A 22,525-nucleotide genomic window follows, 5' to 3' on the forward strand; every position below is an offset into this window, starting at 1 on the left:
CACGGGTATACCCCGAGTGAATACCGCAACAGCGCAGGTCAGCGGGGGGTGGAGCGGGGAGAGGGTCAGACCCGGCCGAGGCGGGTGAGCAGCACGGCCGACGGCACCGGGTGCGCGCCGCGGGCGCGGACCGAATCGGCGACCGCGCGGTCGGAGGTGGCCACCACCAGCGGGCGGCCCGCCGGTTCGGCCGCGACGAGCGTGCGGATCACGTCGTCGGCGAGCACGCCCTTGTCGGAGAACAGCACCCGGACCCCGCGTGCGGCCGCGGCGGGCACGGAGATCACGCCCGCCCCGTCGAAGACGACGGTGATTTCGGCGCTCGTGCGCGCGGAGAGCGCTCCGAGCTGCTGGGCCAGGCGGTCGCGCTGGTCGGCCAGCGCCAGCTCGGGATAGCCGGTCTTGGTGACGTTGTAGCCGTCGACGATCAGGTGCACGCCGGGCAGTGCGAGCAACCGGTCCAGCGCGGCCGGGTCCTGGACCTTGCCACCGCCGTCGGCGCGGGTGCTGGCGCCGCGGACCACGTCGGCGGGCAGCGGGCCCGCGTGGCCGAGCGACAGCTCCCGCCGCAGCCCCTTCGCGGCTCCCTCGATGGTGTCGATGAGCAGCGCCAGGCGGACCTCGTCGGCCTCACGCGCTTCCCTGGCGGACTGGCGGGCCACGTCGGCGTCCGCGACCGCGTTGTCGGCACGGGCGCGCTCGGCGGCCGAACGCTGGCGCTCGCGTTCGAGCTGCGCGGTCAGCGCGGCTACCTCCTCCGCGCGGATCCCGCCCGCCTCGGCGGCGGCCGCCCTGGCCTCCTCGGCGGCGTCCTTGGCCTGGCGCAGCTTCACGCCCTGCTCGCGCAGGCGGCCGCGCAACCGGTCCAGCTCGGCCTCCCGATCGGCCCGCGCGCTCTCCACCACGCGCCGGGCCTCGGTCAGCTCCGCCTGGACCCGCTCCAGCTCGCCCTCGAGCCGGTGGATCCGGGCCAGCGCGGCGTCGCGCTCGGCCCGCAGGCTGGTCTCCTCGGCGTTCTTCGCCACCAGGCGGACGCGGGAGTCCGCGCTGGCCTCGCCGAGCAGCACCGCGGCGGTGGCCGCGGCGATCGAATCGAGCGCGTTCGGGTCGAGCACGTCGGCACGGTGCTCGCGCAGCCACTCCAGCACCGCGGTGCGGAACCGGCTGGACTCGCCGAGCGTGCTGAGCAGCGCCGAGCCGCCCAGCTTGGCGCGCTTGGCCGGGGCGAACCGCGCCACCGGGCGCAGCTGGCGCGGTATGTCGGCGACCGGGAGCTTGCCCAGCGCGGCCGCCGCGAGCTCGGCGATCCGCTCGCGGATGGCCTCGGGCAGCTCGACCCAGTTCACCGGCCTGGCCGGGTGCTCGGGCTGTTCCGGCTGGTCGCGCACCTCGGGGGCCGGTGGCACGCGGCCGGCGTGCTCCGGTTCGGGGTGCGCGGATGCGGTCATCAGCCCAGGGTAGACCCGGCACCACGGCGGGGCAGGACGTGTCCACGCCCCTGTGGCATGTTGTGACCAATCGAAGATTGTCGGTGGCCCTGCCTAGGGTGCGAACCCATGACCGCGTCCCCGGCTGGCCAGCTCGCCTTCGACGAACTCGGCACCCCGCTGCGGGACACCACCTTCGTGGTGTTCGACCTGGAGACCACCGGTACCAAGCCGGGACCGGACGGGATCACCGAGATCGGCGCGGTGAAGGTGCGCGGCGGTGAGGTGCTCGGGGAGTTCGCCACCCTGGTCGATCCCGGCATGCCGATCCCGCCGCAGGTCGTCTCGATCACCGGCATCACCCAGGCGATGGTCTACGACGCCCCGCGGATCGACCGGGTGCTCCCGGCCTTCCTGGAGTTCATCTCGGGCGCGGTGCTGGTGGCGCACAACGCCGCGTTCGACGTCGGCTTCCTGCGCGCGGCCTGCCAGGGCCACGGGTACCCGGTGCCGAAACCGGCGGTGGTCTGCACGGTCCGGCTGGCGCGCCGGGTGATCACCCGGCAGGAGACGCCCAGCCACCGGCTCTCCGCGCTGGCCGCGCTGTTCAACTCCGGCACGGTGCCGAACCACCGCGCGCTGCAGGACGCGCGCGCCACCGTCGACGTGCTGCACGGCCTGCTCGAACGGGTCGGCTCGGTCGGTGTGCAGTCGCTCGAGGAGCTGCTGGACTACCTGCCGGAGGTCACCCCGCAGCAGCGGCGCAAACGCGGCATGGCCGCGCACCTGCCCACCACGCCGGGCGTCTACCTGTTCCGCGGGCCCGGGGACGAGGTGCTCTACGTGGGCACCGCGGCGAACCTGCGGCGCCGGGTGCGGCAGTACTTCACCGGTTCGGAGAGCCGTGGCCGCATCCGCGAGATGGTCGCGCTGGCCACCGGGGTGGAGGGCATCGAGTGCGCGCACGCGCTGGAGGCCGAGATCCGGGAGCTGCGGTTGATCGCCGCGCACCGGCCCGCCTACAACCGGCGGTCGAAGAACCCGCACAACTCGTGGTGGGTCACGCTGACCGAGGAGGCCTTCCCCCGGCTCTCGGTGATCCGGCTGCCGAGGGACGGCGCGCTCGGCCCGTTCCGCAGCCAGGCCGACGCGAAACTGGCCGCCGACACGCTGTCCGGGGCCGCCGGGCTGCGCACCTGCACCCAGCGCATCTCGGCGGTGGCGCCCAGCGGGAAGCCGTGCGTGCTGGCGGAGCTGGGGCGGTGCGGGGCGCCGTGTGCGGGGCAGCAGAGCACCGGCGAGTACGAGCCGGCGGTGATCGCGGTCGCGGACCTGTTCGCCGGGCGGGACGCCGCTCCCCTGCGCTCGGCGGCGCGGCAGTTGGAGCTGCTCTCCGAAGCGCAGCACTTCGAGCAGGCCGCCCGGCGGCGGGACGAGCTGGCGCTGCTGGTGCGGTCGGTGGACCGCGCGCACCGGCTGGCCTCGCTGGCCACCATTCCCGAGTTGGTCGCCGCGAACCCGGACGGGGACGGCGGCTGGGAGTTCGCGGTGATCCGGTACGGGCGCCTCGCCTCCGCCGGGGTGGCGCGGCGCGGGGTGCGGCCGATGCCGGTGGTCGAGGTGCTGGTGGCGTCGGCGGAGACGGTGCTGCCGGGCCCGGGGCCGCTGCACGGGGCACCGCGGGAGGAGGTCGGCATCCTGCTGCGGTGGCTGTGCCGCCCGGGGGTGCGGCTGGTGCGCACGAGCCGCCCGTGGGCCGAGCCGGCGCGCGGGGCCGGGGCGTGGCGCCCGTGGCTGGACCTGGTGGGCACGGCCACGGCGCTGGAGCACACCAATTGAGATTAGGATCGCGGCGACACCCATTCGTTGAACAGGCCAGGAGGGCATCCCGGTGATCACCGCGATCGTGCTGATTCACGCCGCAGCGGACAGCATCCCCGAAACCGCGCAGGCGATCGCGGACATCGACGGGGTGCAGGAGGTCTACTCGTGCGCCGGCGAGGTGGACCTGGTGGCGATCGTCCGGGTCAGCGCGCACGAGGACCTGGCCGACCTGATCCCGGCGAAGATCGGGAAGATCCCGGGCGTGCACAACACCGACACGCACATCGCCTTCCGCTCGTACTCCCGCGCGGACACCGAATCCGCCTTCTCCATCGGCGTGGATTGACGGCCTCGGGCCGGTCCGCAGGTGTGCTGTGAATGTGGCTTTCACTGCGGATTCCGCAGTGAAAGCCACATTCACAGCACACCTGCCGAACACGCGAAACGGGCCGCACCCCCGAGGGGATGCGGCCCGTTCGACGTAGCGAGCCCTAGTGGCCGCTGGTGATCTCCTTGCTCTCCTTGGTGGCGCCTTCGCCCACCGCGGAGGAGTCGACATCACCCGGGCCGTGCCCGTTGCCGTGGCCGTTGGCGCGGGCGCGATCGAGGGCGGCGGTCTCCTCCGCCGGGTCCGCGATCACCCAGCCACCGGGCACCGCGCGCCCGGCCGAGCCCAGCTTGTTCATCTTCTTCGGCACGGACGCGCCCTGGTACTCCAGCGGCACCGCGTGCCCGTGGTCGTCCACCGGGCCCAGCGGCTGGTGGATCTCGATGAACTCACCGTGCGGCAGGCGCTTGATGATGCCCGTCTCGACCCCGTGCTCCAGCACCTCGCGGTCGCCGCGCTGCAGGCCGACGCAGATCCGGTAGGTGAGGTAGTACGCCAGCGGCGGCGCCAGCAGGATGCCGATCCGGCCCGCCCAGGTGGTCACGTTCAGCGAGATGTCGAACGTGAACGCGATGATGTCGTTGAACCCGGACATCATCAGCACCATGAAGAAGGTCAGCGCCATCACGCCGATGCTGGTGCGGACCGGGTTGTCCCGCGGCCGCTGCAGCAGGTTGTGGTGCGCGGTGTCGCCGGAGAGCTTCCGTTCGATCCACGGGTACGCCAGCAGCAGCCCGATCAGGATCGGCATGCCCAGCGCACCGACGAAGAACACCGGCGGGATCGTGTAGTTCCCGAGGTAGAGCTCCCAGGCGGGCCAGATCCGGAGCATGCCGTCCGCCCAGGCCATGTACCAGTCCGGCTGCGAACCGGCGGACACCTGCGACGGGTTGTACGGGCCGATGTTCCAGATCGCGTTGATCTGGAAGATGCCCGACATGGCCGCGATGACCCCGGTGACCAGCGCGAAGAACGCCCCGCCCTTGAGCGCGAACACCGGCATGATGCGCACGCCGACGACGTTGGTCTCCTTGCGCCTCGGCCCGGGGAACTGCGTGTGCTTCTGGTACCAGACCAGCGCCAGGTGCGCGCCGACCAGCGCCAGCATGATGCCCGGGATGAGCAGGATGTGCAGCGTGTACAGCCGCGGGATGATCTCCGTCCCGGGGAACTCGCCACCGAAGAGCGCCCAGTGGACCCAGGTGCCCATCACCGGCACCGAGAGCACGATGCCGGACAGGGTGGCGCGGATACCGGTACCGGAGAGCAGGTCGTCCGGCAGCGAGTAGCCGAAGAAGCCCTCGAACATGCCCAGGACCAGCAGCAGCGCGCCGATCACCCAGTTCGCCTCACGCGGGCGCCGGAACGCACCGGTGAAGAAGATCCGCATCATGTGCACGAACATCGCCGCGACGAAGATCAGCGCGGCCCAGTGGTGCAGCTGGCGGACGAACAACCCGCCCCGGACCTCGAAGGTGATGTCCAGCGTGCTCGCGAACGCCTTGGACATCTCGACGCCCTGCAGGTTCTTGTAGGCGCCGTCGTAGATGACCTCCTGCATGGAGGGATCGAAGAACAGCGTCAGGTACACCCCGGAGATGATCAGGATGATGAAGCTGTACAGCGCGATCTCGCCGAGCAGGAAGGACCAGTGGGTGGGGAACACCTTGTTCAGCTGGTGCCGCATGCCCTTGGCCAGGTGGTACCGGTCGTCGGCCCAGGTGGCACCGGCCGCGGCGGCCTTCTCGGCCGGGTTCGTCCCCTTTGTCGGGGTGGTCAGTGAACTCATGACTTGCGCTCCCAAAACCCAGGACCGACTGCCTCGATGAAGTCACCTCTCGCAACGAAGTAGCCCTCTTCGTTCACGGTAATGGGCAACTGGGCGAGTGCGCGAGTCGCCGGCCCGAAAACCGGCTTCGCGTAGTGCAGTGCGTCGAACTGCGACTGGTGACACGGGCAGAGGATCCGGTTGGTCCGCTGCTCGTACAGCGACGTGGGGCAACCCACGTGGCTGCAGATCTTCGTGTAGGCGTAGAAGTCGCCGAAGTTGAAGTCCTCCTGGCCCTCGCGCTTGACCACGCGCGCGGCGTCGGCCGGGCGCAGGCGGATCAGCATGACCGGGTTGTCGGACCGCTTCAGCGCCTTGGCCAGCAGCTCGTGGTTGCCGCGCTCGGACTCGCGGAACGGGAACACCGTCTCCATCGCGCCCGCCTCGAGGTCCTCCGGGCGCACCAGCGAGGGCTCCTCCGGCTCGTGGCCGAGGTGCGCGGTGTGCCGGCGCAGGTAGACGACCTCACCCGGGTAGTTCGGCTGCCAGCCGGTGTGCCACAGGGAGTCGCGGTTCTCGGTGTCCTTCCACGGGTCGCGGATGAACGACGCGAGCGGCAGCGCGACGGTGGCCAGGCCCAGCGCGCCGGCCCCGAGGCCGACGCTGCGCTTGATCGCCGAGCGGCGCGCGATGGTGCTGCGGTTGCCCGCGTCGGCCAGCTGGGCGACGATCGTCGCCTTGTCGACCTCCTTGGACCCGCCGTCCCCGCGCTCCTGCACCGCGATCTCGTCCGGGATGAACTTCTTGGTGTAGAGCAGGACGCCGACGGCCAGCGCGAGCACCGCGAGGCCGAGGGTGACGCCCAGCATCGGGGTGTACAGCGAGTACCAGAAGTGCCCGCTCTCGTTGTCCGGGCTCTCGTACTGCCACGGCCACCAGATCAGGGACACCACGAAGCCGAGCCCGGACAGCGCGGAGATCAGGAACCAGATGGCCACCGAGCGCTCGGCGCGCTTCTCCGCCTTGGTGCCCTTGACCGGCCACTTGTCCTCGTAGTGGACCAGCTCGACGCCGTCCAGGTTGGTGCCCAGCTTCACCAGCTGGTCGCGGTCCATGTCCGCCAGTTCCGCCTCGGTCGGCGGCTTCGGCTCTTCGCCGCTACTCATGCGCTAAGCCCTCGATCCAATCCAGAGGGTCACACCGACCAGCGCGGCGATCCCCACAATCCACGCGATGACGCCTTCGGACGCCGGCCCGAACCCGTTCAGGCCGTTGCCGCCGGGGTTGTTGTTGCCGTCCGACACCGACTTGACGTACGCGATGATGTCCTTCTTCTCCTCCGGCGTGAGCTGCCGGTCGGAGAACTTCGGCATGTTCTGCGGGCCGGTGAGCATCGCGGTGTACAGCTGCTCCTCGGTGGCCGGGGCCAGCGGCGGGGCGTACTTGCCCTCCGACAGGGCGCCACCGGCACCGGTGAAGTTGTGGCACGAGGCGCAGTTCAGCCGGAACAGCTCGCCACCGCGGGCCGGGCTCTCCCCACGCAGCGCTTCGCCCTTCTCGCCGGGCCGCTGCGGACCGCCGCCGTTCGCCTGGATGTAGGCGCCCAGCGCGTCGATCTCCTCGGGGGTCAGCTTCGGCGGCTTGCGCGCGGCCTGGGCTTCCTGGCGCACGGCGGGCATGCGGCCGGAGGAGGTCTGGAAGTACACCGCGGCCTCGCCGATGCCGACCAGGGCCGGGCCCTTGTCCTGCACGCCTTCGAGGTTCGCGCCGTGGCAGGTGCTGCAGGTGTTGTTGTAGATCTCCTCACCCTTGCGCAGCAGCGCGGGGTCGACCTGCGCCTGCGCGGTCTGGGGCTCGGGGGCGAACAGGGCGTACAGCCCGCCCGCGCTCAGCAGCGCGACGAAAAGCGCCAGAAGGCCGGCTACCCGCCGCTGGAACTTCGTGCGGCGCCGCCGTGGCTTCGTCGCCGAGGCGGGTTTCTTGCTGGTGGTCATCTCTGCGGCAACCCTTGCTGTCAGTTCGGCCGGGACGGCTGGTCTCAGGGAACGATGTAGATCACCGCGAACAGGCCGATCCACACGATGTCGACGAAGTGCCAGTAGTACGACACCACGATCGCCGAGGTGGCCTGGGCCGGGGTGAACTTGCTCAGCCGGGTGCGGATGAGCAGGTACACGAACGCGATGAGCCCGCCGATCACGTGCAGGCCGTGGAAGCCGGTGGTCAGGTAGAAGACCGTGCCGAACGCACCGGACGGGATGGTCACGCCCTCGTTGATCAGCTGGATGTACTCGTAACCCTGACCGCCGACGAAGATCGCCCCCATCAGCAGGGTGATCAGGTACCACCGGCGAAGGCCGTAGACGTCACCCTTCTCAGCGGCGAACACGCCGAGCTGACAGGTGAACGACGACGCCACCAGGATCACCGTGAACGGCAGCGCGTACGGCACATCGAGGTGGATCGGTTCGCCGGTCGACTCCAGGATCGGCGGCCAGTGGCCGCTCGAGTTCTGTGCCTTGACCGTGAAGAACATCGCGAACAGCCCAGCGAAGAACATGAGCTCGCTGGACAGCCAGACGATGGTGCCGACGCTGACCATGTTGGGCCGGTTCAGCGAGTGCACGCGCTGGCTGATGGTGGGAGCCGTTGTCACGAGTCGCATTATGTCCTCTCGCAACCACCGCCCGTCCCCCGGGTCTCCGGCGCGTCGCGGGCCGACTCGATCACACTCGCCGCCGCCCTGGTGCTGGGCGCGGGGGCACCGAGCGGATAGCATCGGCGCAGCCCGCTCCACTACCAGGCCGGAGGCAGTTTTCATGACCGAGTCGACCGCGAAGAAGATCCTGGTCTTCAGCCACCGCGCCGAGGTGCGCGAGTCGATCATCTCCGCCGTCGGCCGCCGCCCGGCCACCGATCTGGGCCGCGTCGACTACACCGAGGCGGGCACCGTGGCCGAGGTGCTGATGGCGATGGACGCGGGTGAGGCGGATCTCGCCATCCTCGACGGGGAGGCGCAGCCGACCGGCGGCATCGGCCTGACCAGGCAGCTGAAGAACGAGATCGCCGACTGCCCCCCGATCGTGGTCGCGGTCCGGCGCAAGGACGACCGCTGGCTGGCCACCTGGTCGCAGGCGGACGCCGTGCTGGTGCACCCGCTCGACCCGCTGACCGCCGCCGAGACCGTCGCCGAGGTCCTGCGCGCCACGCCGGTCCCGGCCGTCCGCGGCTGAGGCCCGGCGTGCCCGAGCACAGCTGGCCGGTACTGCTCAACCAGCTCATCGACGGCGCGGACCTCTCCGCCAGGGACACCGCGTGGGCGATGGACCAGGTGATGTCCGGTTCGGCGACGGACGCGCAGGTGGCCGGGTTCGCGGTGGCGCTGCGGGCCAAGGGCGAGACCTCCGCGGAGATCTCCGGCTTCGCCGAGGCGATGCTGGCGCACGCCCGCCGGGTGCACGTGGACGTGGCCGCGGTGGACATCGTCGGCACCGGCGGTGACCGCTCCGGTTCGGTGAACATCTCCACGATGACCTCGCTGGTGGTGGCCGCGGCCGGGGCGCCGGTGGTCAAGCACGGCAACCGCGCGGCCTCGTCGAAGTCCGGCGCGGCCGACGTGCTGGAGTCGCTCGGCGTGGCCATCGACCTGCCGCCCGCCGGGGTGGAGCGCTGCGTGGCCGAGCTCGGCATCGGGTTCTGCTTCGCGCCGATCTTCCACCCGGGGTTCCGGCACGCCGGCCCGACGCGGCAGCAGCTGGGCGTGCCCACCACGTTCAACCTGCTCGGCCCGCTGACCAACCCGGCGCAGCCGTCGTCGGCGCTGATCGGCTGCGCGTACCGGGACAAGACCGCGGTGCTGGCCGAGGTGTTCGCCCGGCGCGGCAACTCGGTGCTGCTGGTCCGCGGTGACGATGGCCTCGATGAGATCACCACCACAACGACGACCTCCGCCTGGGTGGTCTCGGGCGGCAAGGTGCGCGAGGAGTCGATCGACCCGGCCGCGTGGGAGATCGCCCGCTCGACGGCTGAGGACCTCCGGGGCGGGGATGCCGCCTTCAACGCCGAGGTGGTGCGGGAGCTCGTCTCCGGCAAGCCTGGGGCGGTGCGGGACGCCGTCCTGGTCAACGCGGCGGGGGCGCTGGCCGCGCACACCGGGTTCACCGGCTCGCTCACCGAGGACATCGGCGCGGGACTGGCCAGGGCCGCCGACGCCATCGACTCGGGCGCCGCCGCCGACCTGCTCACCCGCTGGGCGACGCTCTCCACCTCGCTGAAGTAACCCCGCCGCGGCTCCCTGAATGCTATGAGTGGGGCATTACTTGCGTTGATTGCAAGTAATGCCCCACTCATAGCATTCGGCGCCGGGCGCCGCTGGCACGCGGAACGGCCCGCCTCCCCGGTCAGGGGTGGCGGGCCGTTCGGCGAAAAGGGGTCAGTCGTGGTTCGGGCCGGTGTGGTACTCGAACACCAGGCCGCCGATGGTGATCAGCAGCATCACGATCGCGGTGATCAGCAGCCAGATCTCGAAGAACGCCATCGCCACGCCCGCGGTCGCCGCGGAGGCGGCCAGGCCGACCGGCCAGTAGCTGCCCGGGCTGAAGAAGCCCAGCTCACCGGCACCGTCGCTGACCTCGGCGTCCTCCCGGTCCTCCGGCCGCGGCTCGATGCGGCGGGCGACGAACCGGAGGTAGCTGCCGGCCAGCAGCGACAGGCCACCGGTGAGGATCAGCGCCACCAGCCCGACCGGCTCGACGCCGTACTGGCTCATCGTCCCGGTCATCACGCCGTAGACCACGGCGACCAGGAAGGCGAAGAGGGTGACGATGTCGAAGATCCTGGCTTCGACCTTCATGGGGCTTTCCTCACTCTGAGCTGCGGACTTCGGACTGCGGACCGGGCCGCGATCAGCCGGTCGCGGTCCGGGCGGTGCGGTCGGTGTTGAACGGCTGCGTGGTGGTCGCCTGCGGCGCGCACAGCTCACCACAGTTCAGCGCGGACAGCGCCTCGGCCGTGGTGTTCGGCTTGCCGGTGGCCGGGTTGACCTGCGTGCGCAGCTGGATGAACCGGTCGTACTTGTCCGGCGAGAGCGCCCGCACCTCGAAGTTCATCACCGAGTGGTAGGTGCCGCACAGCTCGGCGCAGCGGCCGACGAAGGCACCCTCGCGATCGATGGTGTTCTCGAACGAGGAGTCCTGGTTGTTCTTGTCCGGGTGCGGCATCACGTCGCGCTTGAAGTGGAACTCCGGCACCCAGAACGAGTGGATCACGTCGGTGGAGAGCAGGTTGTACCGGATCGTGCGGTCCGTCGGCAGCACCAGGATCGGGATCTCGGCCGAACTGCCGACCGTGCTGATCGTCTGCGCCTCGGCGTCCCGCGACTCGCTCGGGTACTTGAACTCCCAGTTCCACTGGAAGGCGATCACGTCCACGGTGACGTCCGGGTCGTCGGACTTGGCCAGCACCTTCGACTCGGTGGTCGCGGTGAAGAAGAACAGCACGCAGACCATGATCACCGGCACGACCACGCAGAAGAGCTCCAGCGGGACGTTGTACTGGAACTGCCTCGGCAGCTCCTCCTCCACCCCGTTCGCGGCCTTCTTCTTGCGGTGGAAGGCGACCGACCAGAAGATCAGCGCCCACACGATGACGCCGACCACCAGTGCGGCGATCACCGACCAGGTCCACAGGTTGCGCATGCTCTCGGCCTGGGGGGTGACCCCCTCCGGCCAGCCGAAGCGCAGGACCTCATCCCCGGAGCACCCGGTCGCCGTGGCGGCGACGAGCGCGGCCAACACGGTCACCTTGCCGACCTTCGACCGCCTCTTGGCCGGGGTGCGCTCTGCAACGCCCACTGCGGGATTCCTCCTAGCGCGATCCATTTGACGTTCCGGAGCCTAGCCGAGCAACCGGGCGGTCCCGACCAAGGGGTAATCGTTCGTGTCGTCCATACTTGGCCACTCGACTTACGGCTACGACCAGAGGTGTGTGAAGACACGTGTGCGGCCTGCTCGGACTGGTGTGCGCCACTGAAGAAGACGCGGCGAAGGCACGGGACGCGGTGGGCGCGGCCCTGCGCTGCCAGCGGCATCGCGGTCCCGACGAGACGGACACCTGGGCCGACGCCGAGGTGGTCTACGGGTTCAACCGGCTCGCCTTCATCGACCTCGAGCACTCCCACCAGCCCCTGACCTGGGGCCCGCCGGAGTCGCCCGGCCGGTACACGATGAACTTCAACGGCGAGATCTACAACTACCTCGAACTGCGTGAGACGCTCGCCACCGAGCACGGCGCGAAGTTCAACACCGAGGGTGACGGCGAGGCCATCGTGGCCGCCTACCACTTCCTCGGCCCGGACGCGGTCAAGAAGCTGCGCGGCATGTTCGCCTTCATGATCTGGGACTCGCAGGAGAAGCTGGTCTACGGCGCGCGCGACCCGTTCGGCATCAAGCCGCTGTTCTACTCCGAGGGCCCCGGCGGCGTCGCGTTCTCCAGCGAGAAGAAGAGCCTGCTGGAGCTGTCGGACACCCTGGGGGTCAAGCAGCAGCTCGACCAGATCGCGCTGCAGCACTACCTGACCCTGCAGTACGTGCCCGAGCCCGAGTCGCTGCACCAGGGCGTGCGCCGGATCGAGTCGGGCACCTCGTTCACCGTCTCCCCCGGCGGCCAGGTCAAGACCGAGCGCTACTTCTTCCCCGAGTTCACCGCGAAGCCGGTCTCCGGGCCGAAGGGCTCCGAGGAGCTGTACGAGCGCATCTCGCAGGTCATGCAGGACTCGGTGGCCAAGCACATGATCGCCGACCCGGACGTGACCGTGGGCGCGTTCCTCTCCGGCGGCATCGACTCCACCGCCACCGCGGCGCTGGCCAAGCGGCACAACCCGAACCTGATCGCGTTCACCACCGGCTTCGAGCGCGAGGGCTACTCCGAGGTGGACGTGGCGGCCGAATCGGCCGAGGCGATCGGGGTCAAGCACGTCATCCGCACCGTCTCCAGCGACGAGATGATGGAGGCGCTGCCGCTGATCGTCTGGTACCTCGACGACCCGGTGGCCGACCCGGCGCTGGTGCCGCTGTGGTTCATCGCCCGCGAGGCCCGCAAGTACGTCAAGGCGGTGCTCTCCGGTGAGGGCTCCGACGAGCTGTTCGGCGGGTACACCATCTACCGCGAGCCGCTTTCGCTGGCGCGCTTCGAGAAGATGCCCGGAGCGGTGAAGAGCCTGCTGGGCAAGGTGTCCACCAAGATCCCGGAGGGCACCCGCGGCAAGGACCTGCTGCGGCGCGGTTCGTTGTCGCTGGAGGAGCGCTACTACGGCAACGCGCGCATCTTCCGCGAGGACCAGCTGCGCGGCGTGCTGCGCAACTTCACCGACGGCGTGGGGCACCAGGACGTCACCGAGCCGTGGTACCGGATCTCGCGGGACTGGGACCCGGTGGCGCGGATGCAGCACGTGGACCTGTTCACCTGGCTGCGCGGCGACATCCTGGTCAAGGCGGACAAGGTGACCATGGCGAACTCGCTGGAGCTGCGGGTGCCGTTCCTCGACGCCGAGGTGTTCAAGGTGGCCGCGAGCATCCCGCTCGAGGAGAAGATCACCCGCGAGACCACCAAGCACGCGCTGCGCCGCGCGCTGGACGGGATCGTGCCCGCGCACGTGCTGAACCGGCGCAAGCTGGGCTTCCCGGTGCCGATCCGGCACTGGCTGCGCACCGACATGTACGACTGGGCGCGCGGCATCGTCTCGGACTCGAAGACCGAGGAGCTGTTCGACAAGGCGGCCGTGCTGCGGATGCTCGAGGAGCACAAGGCGGGCACGCTGGACCACAGCCGCCGGATCTGGGCGCTGGTGGTCTTCATGATCTGGCACGGCATCTTCGTGGAGAACCGGATCAAGCCGGAGATCCCCGAGCCGGTCTACCCGGTCAAGCTCTGATCGCGGTGAATGTGGCTTTCACTGCGCCTGGCGCTGTGAAAGCCACATTCACCGCACGGGGTCAGGCGGCGAGCTGGGCCCGCAGGGCTTCGGCGTCGTGCACGGCCGACAGGTGCAGGAACTTCCCGTCGCGGATCCGGTAGATCGCGTACTCGACGATCTCGATCGGCCGGCCGGTCGGAGCGACGCCCAGCCACTCCTTGACCGGCGTGCCGGTGTTCTTCAGCCGGACCGCGAGGCTGTCCCCGTTGACGGCGATTTCCTGTGTCTCCCAACGGAAGTCGGGCACCGCGTCGGTGATGCTGTGCAGTTGCGCCACCATTTCCGCCCGCGAACTCGGCTCGCTGTGCAGGACGATCGACTCGTGCACGAACTCGTCCATGCGGTCGAACTCGTGGGCGTTGAGGGCCTCGAGGTAGCGCTCGTAGAACTCACGCGGGTTCTTCTCGGTCATGACCGGCACCAACCCCGGCCCGCCGAGTTCTATTCCGATCGGTACAGATTTATTCGCAGGTCCGTCACTGGGGCAGGTAGTCGTTCGAGTAGGTGCGGGTCAGGTCCACCGGGGCGCTGGCGATCTCGGTGTCGAACTGCGACAGCACCCGGTGCACCGCCTGCGCGCCGTCCGCGGGCATGGCGCCGTCCCGCGAGAAGGACTCCTTGGCCCGCCCGATCGCCTGCACGTAGACCCCCCGGTCGCCCTGGGCGTACTCGGCGGGCATGCGCGCGGCGATCTCGTCCGGTGAGTGCGTTTCGATCCACCGCAGGGTCTTGACGATGGCGTTGGCCAGCTTCCGCGCGGTGTCCCCGTTGTTGGCCAGCCACTCGCCCGAGGAGTACAGCACCGCGGCCGGGTAGGCGGGCACGCCGAAGTCCTCCTGCACGCCCTGCGCGGTGCGCGTGTCGGTGAGGATCTTCACGTTCTCCGCGCCGACCCTGGTCTGCAGCACCGAAACCGCCGGATCGATCATCACCGCGGCGTCCACCCGGCCCTGCTCCATCGCGGCCACCGCGCCGGCGTCCCCGCCGATGCCCTGCACGTTCGCCGCGGTGGGCGCCAGCCCGTGCTTGCCCAGCAGGTACTTGAGGAAGAAGTCGGTCGACGACCCCGGCGCGGTCACGCCGACGTTCGCCCCGGCCAGGTCGTCGATCGAATCGATCGGCTTGCTGGCCTTCGGCGAGACGGCCAGCACGATCGACGGGTACCGGAGCATGGTGACGAACGACTTCACCTCCTTCTTCTTGGCCTGCATCTGGATGGTGTGGTCGTAGTACCCGCTGACCACGTCCACGCTGCCGCCCTGCATGGCCTGCAACGCCTTCGAGCCGCCCTGCAGGTCCTCCAGCTTGACCTTGAGGCCCTCCTCCTCGTAGTAACCGAGCTGCTGCGCGAGCGTGGTCGGCAGGTACACCAGCAGCGGCTGCCCGCCGACCCCGATGGTCAGTTCACCCCCCTCGACGCGCTCCCCCGGTTTCTGCTGGCAAGCGGTCACCGCCAGCGCCGCCGCCAGCAGCAGCGCGCCCACCCTCGCCCGCTTCATCGTTGTCCTCCCAACTCGATGCCGCGGCGGGGCTTCCACCGCAGCAGGTGGCGCTCGACGCGGTCGACTCCCGCATCGACGACGAGCACCACCACCGAAAGCACGACCATGCCGGTGAACACCCCGGTGGTGTCGAAGGTCCCCTCGGCCTGGGAAATCAGGTACCCCACCCCGGCCGACGAACCGAGGTACTCGCCCACCACCGCGCCGACGATGGCGAAGCCGACGCTGATGTGCAGGCTGGAGAAGATCCAGGTGAGCGCGCTCGGCAGCAGCACGTGCCGCACCAGCTGCCCCTCCTTGGCGCCGAGCATGCGCGCGTTGTCGACCAGCACCCGGTCGACCTCGCGCACCCCCTGGTAGGTGTTGAAGAACACGATGAAGAAGACCAACGTGATGCCGAAGGCCACCTTCGACCAGATGCCGAGGCCGAACCACAGCAGGAAGATCGGCGCCAGCACCACGCGCGGCAGCGAGTTCAGCACCTTGATGTACGGGTCGAAGACGCGCGCGACGAACTCCACGCGGGCCAGCAGGAACCCGATCACCAGGCCGAGGAAACCGCCCAGCACCAAGGCGAGCGCGGCTTCGAGCAGGGTGATGCCGAGGTGGTCCCAGATGTAGCCGGTGCGGAACCACTCCCCCGCCCGCGCCGCGACGTCGGACGGCTTGGAGAAGAAGAACTCGTCGACCACGCCGGTGCGCGAGCCGAGTTCCCAGCCCGCCACCAGCAGCACGGCGAGCCCGATCTGCGCGGTGAGCACCGCCGGGCTGCGCCGCCCGGCCCTACGCCTGGGTGCGGTGGACGTCGCGGTCATAGGTCGCCATCACCTCGTCTCGCAGATCGGCCCAGATCGCCCGGTAGATCTCGGTGAACTCGGGTTCGGTGCGGATGTCCAGCAGGTCGCGCGGCCGCGGCAGGTCCACCGGGTAGCGCCCGACCACCCGGCTCGACGGCCCGGCGGAGAGCAGCACCACCTCGTCCGCGAGGGAGATCGCCTCGTCGAGGTCGTGGGTGACGAAGAGCACGGTCTTGCCGCTGCCGGTCCACAGCCCCAGCAGCTCGTTCTCCATCACCTGCCGGGTCTGCACGTCGAGCGCGCCGAACGGCTCGTCCATCAGCAGCAGGTCCGGGTCGCCGATCCAGGTCTGCGCCACCGCGGTCCGCTTGCGCATACCGCCGGAAAGCTGGTGGGGGTAGGAGTTCTCGAACCCGGCGAGGCCGACGCGGCGCACCCAGTCCCCGGCCCGCGCCAGCCGTTCGCGCTTGCCGACGCCCTTCAGCTCCAGCCCGAAGGCCACGTTGTCCAGCACGGTTTTCCACGGCAGCAAGGCATCCTGCTGGAACAGGTAGCCCGCCCGCCGGTTCAGCCCGCGCAACGGCTCGCCGTCGACAAGCACCCGGCCCGCCGACGGTTCGCGCAACCCGGCCACCGCGTTGAGCACGGTGGACTTGCCGCAGCCGGTCGGCCCGACGATGGCCACGAACCGGCCACCGGCCACGCTCAGGTCCACTTCGGACACCGCGGGGTAGGTCCCGGTCGCCGCCGGGTAGGCGATGGTCACCGCCTCCAGTGCCACCGCCGGTCCCCTGCCGTTGTCTGCCACCCCTGTCACCTCCGGCTAGCCGCCAGCAGTTCGCTCCGCATGTCCCATCGCCGCCGACAGGCGTCTCGCCGCGGTGACCACCGCTTCGGTCCACATCGGCCGGTTCGCGTCGGTGAAGCGCTGTTCCGGCACGCCGATGCCGAGCACCGCGGCGAGTTCACCGGTGTGGTCGTGCACGGGCGCACTGATCGAAGCCGTGCCGAGATCGCGCTCGGCCACGCTGTCGGCCCAGCCGCAGGCCTGGATGCCGACCAGCTCGGCGCGCAGGCGTTCGGCGTCGACGATGGTGCCGGGGGTGTACGCGGTGAGCTCGCCGAAGTCGAGCACGCGGTCGCGGACCTCGTCCTCGTAGGCCAGGAACACCTTGCCCGCCGAACCCGCGTGCAGCGGCATGACCTGGCCGATGCTGACCAGCCGCACCACCTCGTGGCGGGTCTCGGCGATGCCGACGAGCACGCGCTGGTCGCCGTAGCGGACGAAGAGCACCGCGGTTTCCCCGGTGGTGTCGCGCAACGCGTCCAGTTCGGGTTGCGCGAGCAGGGTCAGCCGCGACTCGACACGACGGCTGCGCGCCCAGCGCAGCACCCCGAGGCCGACCAGGTACCGGCCGGCGATGACGTCGAGAAAGCCTTCGGCCACCAGGTTCTGCAGCAGGCGGACGGTGGTGCTCACCGGCAGTCCGGTGGCGCGCTGCACCTGGCGCCAGGTCAGCCCGCCGGGATCGGCCGCCACCACGTCGATCACCCGCCGGGACTTGGCCAGCACCAGGATCGGCTGGCTCGGCTGGCGGACTCCGGCCCGAGCGTCCCCGACGACCATGTGGCACCGCTCCCCGAGCTGCCGCACGCCTCCACCACATCGTGGAAGGCGTTTCCGTAATGTGGTTGACCCTAGCTCATTTGTGATCTGGACAACACCATCTTTCCCAGATCACGGGAGAACTTGTCCAGTTTTCTGGTGCGTCACCCGGATTGTCTGCGCCGCGTTGCTGCATTCGGGGCGCGCTCTGCGTGATACGACTCACCGGTGATCCCCCTTTCCGCAGTTCGGCGGAAAACCGGTGGATTAACGCTTGTTCAAGACCGAGTATCGTCACCGGCGGCTGATCAACGGCCGATCCGCCCACCCCCCACCGGGAAATCCGACCGGCGCGCGTCATCGTGCGAGCCGGTCGTTCGCGCGCGTCCACAACACGCCAGGAGGCACGGTGAAGCACGTACTCGACCACCAGCGGAGTTCGGTCTCGTCCGGTTGCGCGGTCAACCGGCACTTCTGGCGCGGCGCCTGGCTCGATGAGGACGAAGTGGACAGACGCATCGGCGCGCTCGGCCCGACCGCGCGCGGGGTACTGGACGGCACGCGGCTCAACCCGCTCGTGGTGATCGCCGCCTGTGGGCGGCTGCGGGCCCTGCTGAACGCCCCGCGCACCGAACTGCGCGGGCGGCTGACCGATCGGCTGCGGGCGCGCGGGGTCAGCGGCGCCAAGATCGACCGGGTGTTCACCGGCCTGCTCACCGCGCTGCCGCGGCTCACGCACACCGGTTTCCGAAGCCGCGCAACCGAAGCGCGGCTGCACACGCACATCGTCGCGGGCAGCGAACCGGCCGTCGGCGCGCTGAGCGCGGTGGAAGGCCTGCTGTCCGGTGACTTCAACGTGGTGAAGACCAGCCGGGACGATTCGCTGTTCACCGCCGAACTGCTCGCCGGGCTGGCCGCGCAGGACGTCACCGGGCAGATCGCCGCACGCGTGGTGGTACTGCGTTTTTCCGCGGTGGAGCGCCGCGACTGGATGGCCCAGATCTGCGATCCGGCCGACACCGTCGCCGTGTGCGGGCCGAAATCCCGCCACGCCGGCGCGGCGACCTGGAACTGATCCACAAAGGACAGTGGGGCACCACCCGCCGGGTGATGCCCCACCGGGAAGCTCAGGGCAGGATGCGCGCGATGTCCTCGGCCGCTTCGGGGCCGAAGGCCTCGGAAATGCGGGCCAGCGCGCTCTTCGCCTCGAAAAGCCATTCCTGCGTGCCGACGGTCTCCAGCACCAGCACCGCGATCAGCGAACCCAGCTGCGCGGATCGCTCCAGCGTGAGACCACCGTTCAACCCGGCCAGGAAACCGGCGCGGAAGCCGTCGCCGACGCCGGTCGGGTCGGCCTTCGTCAGTTCCGGCACGGCGGGGACCTGGAGGTTCGTCCCGTCCGCGCCGACGATTTCGACGCCCTTCTCGCCCAGCGTGGTGATCCGCAGGCCGACGCGGCTGAGCACGTCCGCCTCGGTCCAGCCGGTCTTCTGCAGCAGCAACTCCCACTCGTAGTCGTTGCTGAACAGGTACTTCGCGCCGTCGATGAAGTCGCGCACCTGCGCGCCCTCCATCCGCGCCAGCTGCTGCGACGGGTCCACCGCGAACGCGTACCCGCGCTGGCGGCACTCCTGGGCGTGGCGCAGCATGCCGTCCGGGTCGTCCGGGCTGAGCAGGGTCAGCGACAGCCCGCCGACGCGGTCGGCGATCGGGGCCAGTTCGATGTTGCGGGACTCGGCCATCGCGCCGGCGTAGAACGTGGCGATCTGGCAGAGGTCGTCGTCGGTGGTGCAGACGAAGCGGGCCGTGTGGGCCACTTCGGACACGTGCACGCCGGCGGTGTCCACACCGTGCCGTTCGAGCCAGGAGCGGTAGTCGGCGAAGTCCGCGCCGACCGAGCCGACCAGCACCGGCTGGACGCCGAGCACACCGAGGCCGAAGGCGATGTTCGCGCCGATCCCGCCCCGCCGGACGATCAGGTCGTCGGCGAGGAAGCTCAGGGAAACCCGGTGCAGTTGCTCGGCCACGAGCTGCTCGGCGAACCTCCCCGGGAAGTGCATCAAATGGTCCGTCGCGATGCTGCCGGATACCGCTATCCGCGCCGTGGCTGCCACCGGTTCTCCTTGTTCGGGTCGGTCAGGCGGTCTGGGGGCCCGAAGTTACCGCCCGGTCATGCCCCATCCGGGTGCTTCGGGCACACCCGGCCGACATTACCGCCTGGTACCGGTGTTCGAATCCGCCGAGCGCGCATACGTTCGGCCTGTGCGTACCACTACCGAACCCGAGACCATCGGCGAACTCATCGCCGACTGCGCCGACCTGCCCGAACAGCTGCACGCCTGCGCGAGCGCGCCCGCCGCGCCGAAGGCGGCGGCGAGCTGGACGGTGGACGAGCGCTGCCACGCCCAGGTCGCCGAACTGGACGTTTACGTGTGAGCTGAAACACAGAAAAAAAAGCGGGGCCGGAATGATCCGGCCCCGCTTTTCCACGTTCTGGCGCGGTGGCTCAGTGGAACGAGTCACCACACGCGCAGGACCCGGTGGCCTGCGGGTTGTCGATGGTGAAACCCTGCTTCTCGATGCTGTCGACGAAGTCGATCACGGCCTCGGAGACGTACGGCGCGCTCATCCGGTCCACCGCCACGCGGAGGCCGTCGAAGTCGCGGAAGAGGTCACCGTCGAGGGTGCGCTCGTCGAAGAACAGCTGGTAGCGCAGGCCGGCGCAGCCACCGGGCTGGACGGCGATGCGCAGGTGCATGTCGTCGCGGCCCTCCTGCTCGAGCAGGGCTTTGGCCTTGGCGGCCGCGGCGTCGGTCAGGGTCACGCCGTGGGTGGCCTCGGCGGCCTCCGTCTGGCCACCGGTCTGCTCAGCGGTCGTCATGACTCTCCCTCGTGGGTCCAACGGTGGGCAGGAATACCCCGTTACCGAGGTCAACAAGCTCGCTGCCCGTTCTGTTCCACGCCCTTGGCGCATCTCCATGGTGACACATCTCCTGACCGGCTGAACGGCGGCGGCCAGGCCTGCAATACCCTGGCGAGGTGAGGTTCCTGCGCCGTAACAGCACTACAGCCACCGATACGCCCGATGAGGACGCACCGGAGGTCGCCGACGCCGTCGACTCGGCCAAGGGGTTCACCCCGAGCAAGGGCCGAGCCACGCCCAAGCGGCGGGAGGCCGAGGCCAAGCGCCGGGGGCCGGTGGCGCCGCCGCCGAAGACCATGCGCGAGGCGATGAAGCGGAACAAGGAACTCCGCAAGCAGAACCCGGTCAGCAAGGAGGACCGGCGCGCCGCCGCCAAGGAGCGCCGCGACCGGATGAACGCCGGGGACGACAAGTACCTGCTCCCGCGCGACCGCGGGCCGGTCAAGGCGTACGTGCGCGACCTGGTCGACGCCAAGCGGAACCTGCTCGGCCTGTTCATGCCGCTGGCGCTGCTGGTCTTCGTGGCGCTGCTGGTGCCGAACGTGGACATCCAGCGGTACGCCACCCTGCTGTGCACGGTGATGCTGCTGGGCATGGTGGTCGAGGGCTACTTCAACGGCCGCCGCGTGGCGAAGGCGGTGCGGGAGAAGTTCCCGAAGGAGGAGATCAAGGGCCGCTCGGTCGGCTGGTACGCGTTCATCCGCGCCAGCCAGATCCGCAAGCTGCGCGTGCCCAAGCCCCGCGTCCGCCCCGGCGACGCGGTCTGATCCTCGCCCCGGCGCTGGGAAACCGGCTAGACTGGCGATGCCTGAAAGATCTTCGCACTGCTCGTCATATGGGGGCAGTGAGAAGAGCCACCGCTTCCGCGAGGAGGCGGCACACCCGCGGGGCTTCGCGCCTCGCGGGCCAGTGGTTCGCCTGGCCGCCTGACCGCGGCCACCCGAGGCCGGGCCGCTGCGCGCCGATTTTCACCGGTCGGCCTGGCCAGGCATCCACTGCCAGCCTCACCGGCCGGTGAGCACGCCTCGGGACTCGTCCGGCGGCAAGGGTTGGTCGTGCCAGCGGCTTCGTGGCTCGTTGACGTACTGAAGCTCACCCCGATCGCGGCGTTCGCCGTGTTGTTGCTCCCGCACCTGACCGGCCTGGTGTTCTACGGGCTGTTCCTGTGGCGTGCGGTGCCCGGGTGGGAGTTCTCCTACGAAGCGTTCGGGGTGAAGCTGCGCTGCGGTCCCCTCGATACCCCGGACGAGGAGCCTGGAGCGGCTCCAGGTCGTTAGCTAGGCGAACGAGTACCGGCTAGGCTCGGCACCATGGAGTTTCGTCGCCTCGGCCGCAGTGGCCTGAACATCAGTGAGATCTCGTACGGCAACTGGCTCACCCACGGCTCGCAGGTGGAAGAGGACCAGGCGCAGGCCTGCATCAAGGCCGCGCTCGACGCCGGCATCACCACCTTCGACACCGCCGACGTCTACGCCAACACCGCCGCCGAGTCCGTGCTCGGCCGCGGCCTGGCCGGGCAGCGCCGCGAGAGCCTGGAGATCTTCACCAAGGTCTTCTGGCCGACCGGCCCCAAGGGCCCCAACGACAAGGGCCTCGGCCGCAAGCACATCATCGAGTCGGCCAACGCCTCGCTGAAGCGCCTCGGCACCGACTACGTCGACCTCTACCAGGCCCACCGGTTCGACCGCACGGTGCCGCTGGAGGAGACCTTCCTCGCCTTCGCCGACCTGGTCCGCCAGGGCAAGGTGCTCTACGTCGGCGTCTCCGAGTGGAGCGCCGAGGAGATCACCCGCGGTGCCGCGATCGCGCGTGAGCTGAAGGTGCCGTTCATCTCGAACCAGCCGCAGTACAACGCGCTGTGGCGGGTGATCGAGGCGCAGGTCGTCCCGGCCTCCGAGCGCGAAGGGCTCAGCCAGATCGTCTGGTCGCCGATCGCGCAGGGCGTGCTGACCGGCAAGTACAAGCCGGGCCAGCCGCTGCCCGAGGGCTCGCGCGCCACCGACGAGAAGGGTGGCGCGAACTTCGTCCAGCGCTACCTGAACGACGACGTGCTGACCCGCGTGCAGAAGCTGGAGCCGCTGGCCGCCGAGGCCGGGCTGTCGCTGGCGCAGCTGGCGGTGGCCTGGGTGCTGCAGAACCCGAACGTGGCCTCGGCCATCATCGGCGCCTCGCGCCCGGAGCAGGTGCACGAGAACGTCAAGGCGGCGGGCGTGAAGCTCGACGCGGACCTGCTCACCAAGATCGACGACATCCTCGACGGTGTCATCGAGCGCGACCCGTCGCTGACGAAGTCGCCGTGACCCACGCTGTGAATGTGG

The 22,525-nt window shown here is 69.9% G+C and carries 24 protein-coding genes; 10 read left to right on the forward strand and 14 right to left on the reverse strand.

Annotation, left to right across the window (positions count from 1 at the left end; all coding sequences use genetic code 11):
* Nucleotides 1-65 precede the first annotated feature (65 nt).
* Nucleotides 66-1,448: an NYN domain-containing protein gene (locus JYK18_RS43450; RefSeq protein ID WP_206809840.1), complete on the reverse strand. Its 1,383-nt coding sequence runs from the start codon at nucleotides 1,446-1,448 to the stop codon at nucleotides 66-68.
* A gap of 108 nt (nucleotides 1,449-1,556) precedes the next feature.
* Between JYK18_RS43450 and JYK18_RS43455 the strand changes: the two genes are divergently transcribed.
* Nucleotides 1,557-3,266 carry a DEDD exonuclease domain-containing protein gene (locus JYK18_RS43455; protein WP_206809841.1) on the forward strand — a complete coding sequence of 570 codons (1,710 nt, stop codon included), beginning with the start codon at nucleotides 1,557-1,559 and terminating at the stop codon, nucleotides 3,264-3,266.
* Nucleotides 3,267-3,318: 52 nt separating this feature from the next.
* Nucleotides 3,319-3,597 (forward strand): Lrp/AsnC family transcriptional regulator, encoded by a 279-nt coding sequence (locus JYK18_RS43460; protein WP_206809842.1) that lies wholly within the window; start codon nucleotides 3,319-3,321, stop codon nucleotides 3,595-3,597.
* Between the two features lie 145 nt (nucleotides 3,598-3,742).
* Here the strand turns inward: JYK18_RS43460 and JYK18_RS43465 are convergent, their stop codons facing one another.
* From JYK18_RS43465 to JYK18_RS43480, 4 genes are read right to left on the reverse strand one after another with little or no spacing between them, the layout of a single operon-like run.
* Nucleotides 3,743-5,428 (reverse strand): cytochrome bc complex cytochrome b subunit, encoded by a 1,686-nt coding sequence (locus JYK18_RS43465; RefSeq protein WP_206809843.1) that lies wholly within the window; start codon nucleotides 5,426-5,428, stop codon nucleotides 3,743-3,745.
* Complete coding sequence (locus JYK18_RS43470) at nucleotides 5,425-6,573, reverse strand: ubiquinol-cytochrome c reductase iron-sulfur subunit (protein ID WP_206809844.1); 1,149 nt, start codon at nucleotides 6,571-6,573, stop codon at nucleotides 5,425-5,427. Before JYK18_RS43470 ends, JYK18_RS43465 begins: the two co-directional genes overlap by 4 nt.
* Nucleotides 6,574-6,576: 3 nt before the next feature.
* On the reverse strand, nucleotides 6,577-7,401 hold the full coding sequence (locus JYK18_RS43475; RefSeq protein WP_206809845.1) for a c-type cytochrome: 825 nt from the start codon (nucleotides 7,399-7,401) through the stop codon (nucleotides 6,577-6,579).
* 44 nt (nucleotides 7,402-7,445) lie between these two features.
* Complete coding sequence (locus JYK18_RS43480) at nucleotides 7,446-8,072, reverse strand: heme-copper oxidase subunit III (RefSeq protein WP_206809846.1); 627 nt, start codon at nucleotides 8,070-8,072, stop codon at nucleotides 7,446-7,448.
* 154 nt (nucleotides 8,073-8,226) lie between these two features.
* On the opposite strand from JYK18_RS43480, the gene JYK18_RS43485 reads away from it, so the two are divergent.
* Nucleotides 8,227-8,640 (forward strand): hypothetical protein, encoded by a 414-nt coding sequence (locus JYK18_RS43485; RefSeq protein ID WP_206809847.1) that lies wholly within the window; start codon nucleotides 8,227-8,229, stop codon nucleotides 8,638-8,640.
* A gap of 8 nt (nucleotides 8,641-8,648) precedes the next feature.
* Entirely contained in the window at nucleotides 8,649-9,686 is a 1,038-nt protein-coding gene (trpD, locus tag JYK18_RS43490) for an anthranilate phosphoribosyltransferase (protein ID WP_206809849.1), read from the forward strand.
* 153 nt (nucleotides 9,687-9,839) lie between these two features.
* On the opposite strand, the gene JYK18_RS43495 is transcribed toward trpD, so the two are convergent.
* Both JYK18_RS43495 and coxB read right to left on the reverse strand, forming a co-directional pair.
* Entirely contained in the window at nucleotides 9,840-10,259 is a 420-nt protein-coding gene (locus JYK18_RS43495) for a cytochrome c oxidase subunit 4 (RefSeq protein ID WP_206809850.1), read from the reverse strand.
* A 52-nt stretch (nucleotides 10,260-10,311) separates the two neighbouring features.
* On the reverse strand, nucleotides 10,312-11,259 hold the full coding sequence (gene coxB / locus JYK18_RS43500) for a cytochrome c oxidase subunit II (RefSeq protein ID WP_307796334.1): 948 nt from the start codon (nucleotides 11,257-11,259) through the stop codon (nucleotides 10,312-10,314).
* A 143-nt stretch (nucleotides 11,260-11,402) separates the two neighbouring features.
* Here coxB and asnB point away from each other — a divergent pair, with 143 nt between their 5' ends.
* Nucleotides 11,403-13,337: an asparagine synthase (glutamine-hydrolyzing) gene (gene asnB, locus JYK18_RS43505; protein WP_206809852.1), complete on the forward strand. Its 1,935-nt coding sequence runs from the start codon at nucleotides 11,403-11,405 to the stop codon at nucleotides 13,335-13,337.
* Nucleotides 13,338-13,398: 61 nt separating this feature from the next.
* On the opposite strand, the gene JYK18_RS43510 is transcribed toward asnB, so the two are convergent.
* From JYK18_RS43510 to JYK18_RS43530, 5 genes are all read right to left on the reverse strand, one after another.
* On the reverse strand, nucleotides 13,399-13,791 hold the full coding sequence (locus tag JYK18_RS43510) for an ester cyclase (RefSeq protein WP_206809853.1): 393 nt from the start codon (nucleotides 13,789-13,791) through the stop codon (nucleotides 13,399-13,401).
* A gap of 64 nt (nucleotides 13,792-13,855) precedes the next feature.
* Nucleotides 13,856-14,878, reverse strand: a complete 1,023-nt coding sequence (locus JYK18_RS43515) for an ABC transporter substrate-binding protein (RefSeq protein WP_206809854.1) — start codon at nucleotides 14,876-14,878, stop codon at nucleotides 13,856-13,858.
* Nucleotides 14,875-15,696, reverse strand: a complete 822-nt coding sequence (locus JYK18_RS43520) for an ABC transporter permease (protein WP_206809855.1) — start codon at nucleotides 15,694-15,696, stop codon at nucleotides 14,875-14,877. The genes JYK18_RS43515 and JYK18_RS43520 overlap by 4 nt, the downstream gene beginning before the upstream one ends.
* Nucleotides 15,665-16,486, reverse strand: a complete 822-nt coding sequence (locus JYK18_RS43525; RefSeq protein WP_307796335.1) for an ABC transporter ATP-binding protein — start codon at nucleotides 16,484-16,486, stop codon at nucleotides 15,665-15,667. Before JYK18_RS43525 ends, JYK18_RS43520 begins: the two co-directional genes overlap by 32 nt.
* A 15-nt stretch (nucleotides 16,487-16,501) precedes the next feature.
* Nucleotides 16,502-17,332: an IclR family transcriptional regulator gene (locus JYK18_RS43530; protein ID WP_206809856.1), complete on the reverse strand. Its 831-nt coding sequence runs from the start codon at nucleotides 17,330-17,332 to the stop codon at nucleotides 16,502-16,504.
* Nucleotides 17,333-17,693: 361 nt separating this feature from the next.
* On the opposite strand from JYK18_RS43530, the gene JYK18_RS43535 reads away from it, so the two are divergent.
* Nucleotides 17,694-18,359: an acyl-CoA reductase gene (locus JYK18_RS43535; RefSeq protein ID WP_206809858.1), complete on the forward strand. Its 666-nt coding sequence runs from the start codon at nucleotides 17,694-17,696 to the stop codon at nucleotides 18,357-18,359.
* 52 nt (nucleotides 18,360-18,411) lie between these two features.
* Here the strand turns inward: JYK18_RS43535 and JYK18_RS43540 are convergent, their stop codons facing one another.
* Nucleotides 18,412-19,398, reverse strand: coding sequence for a carbohydrate kinase family protein (locus tag JYK18_RS43540; protein WP_206809859.1), 987 nt, complete (start codon nucleotides 19,396-19,398; stop codon nucleotides 18,412-18,414).
* Between the two features lie 148 nt (nucleotides 19,399-19,546).
* Here JYK18_RS43540 and JYK18_RS43545 point away from each other — a divergent pair, with 148 nt between their 5' ends.
* A complete protein-coding gene (locus JYK18_RS43545; RefSeq protein WP_206809860.1) occupies nucleotides 19,547-19,720 on the forward strand; it encodes a hypothetical protein in 174 nt (57 codons plus the stop codon).
* 70 nt (nucleotides 19,721-19,790) lie between these two features.
* Here the strand turns inward: JYK18_RS43545 and JYK18_RS43550 are convergent, their stop codons facing one another.
* A complete protein-coding gene (locus JYK18_RS43550; protein ID WP_113693381.1) occupies nucleotides 19,791-20,165 on the reverse strand; it encodes an iron-sulfur cluster assembly accessory protein in 375 nt (124 codons plus the stop codon).
* A gap of 158 nt (nucleotides 20,166-20,323) precedes the next feature.
* Between JYK18_RS43550 and JYK18_RS43555 the strand changes: the two genes are divergently transcribed.
* The 3 genes from JYK18_RS43555 to JYK18_RS43565 all read left to right on the forward strand — a co-directional run bounded on the left by JYK18_RS43555 (nucleotide 20,324) and on the right by JYK18_RS43565 (nucleotide 22,507).
* Nucleotides 20,324-20,974: a DUF3043 domain-containing protein gene (locus JYK18_RS43555; RefSeq protein WP_206809861.1), complete on the forward strand. Its 651-nt coding sequence runs from the start codon at nucleotides 20,324-20,326 to the stop codon at nucleotides 20,972-20,974.
* A gap of 288 nt (nucleotides 20,975-21,262) precedes the next feature.
* The gene (locus JYK18_RS43560; protein ID WP_206809862.1) at nucleotides 21,263-21,484 is read left to right on the forward strand and encodes a hypothetical protein; all 222 of its coding nucleotides are present in this window, start codon (nucleotides 21,263-21,265) and stop codon (nucleotides 21,482-21,484) included.
* 33 nt (nucleotides 21,485-21,517) lie between these two features.
* Nucleotides 21,518-22,507 (forward strand): aldo/keto reductase family protein, encoded by a 990-nt coding sequence (locus tag JYK18_RS43565; protein ID WP_206809863.1) that lies wholly within the window; start codon nucleotides 21,518-21,520, stop codon nucleotides 22,505-22,507.
* Nucleotides 22,508-22,525: the final 18 nt, after the last annotated feature.

It is taken from the genome of Amycolatopsis sp. 195334CR, from assembly GCF_017309385.1.
Classification (GTDB): domain Bacteria; phylum Actinomycetota; class Actinomycetes; order Mycobacteriales; family Pseudonocardiaceae; genus Amycolatopsis.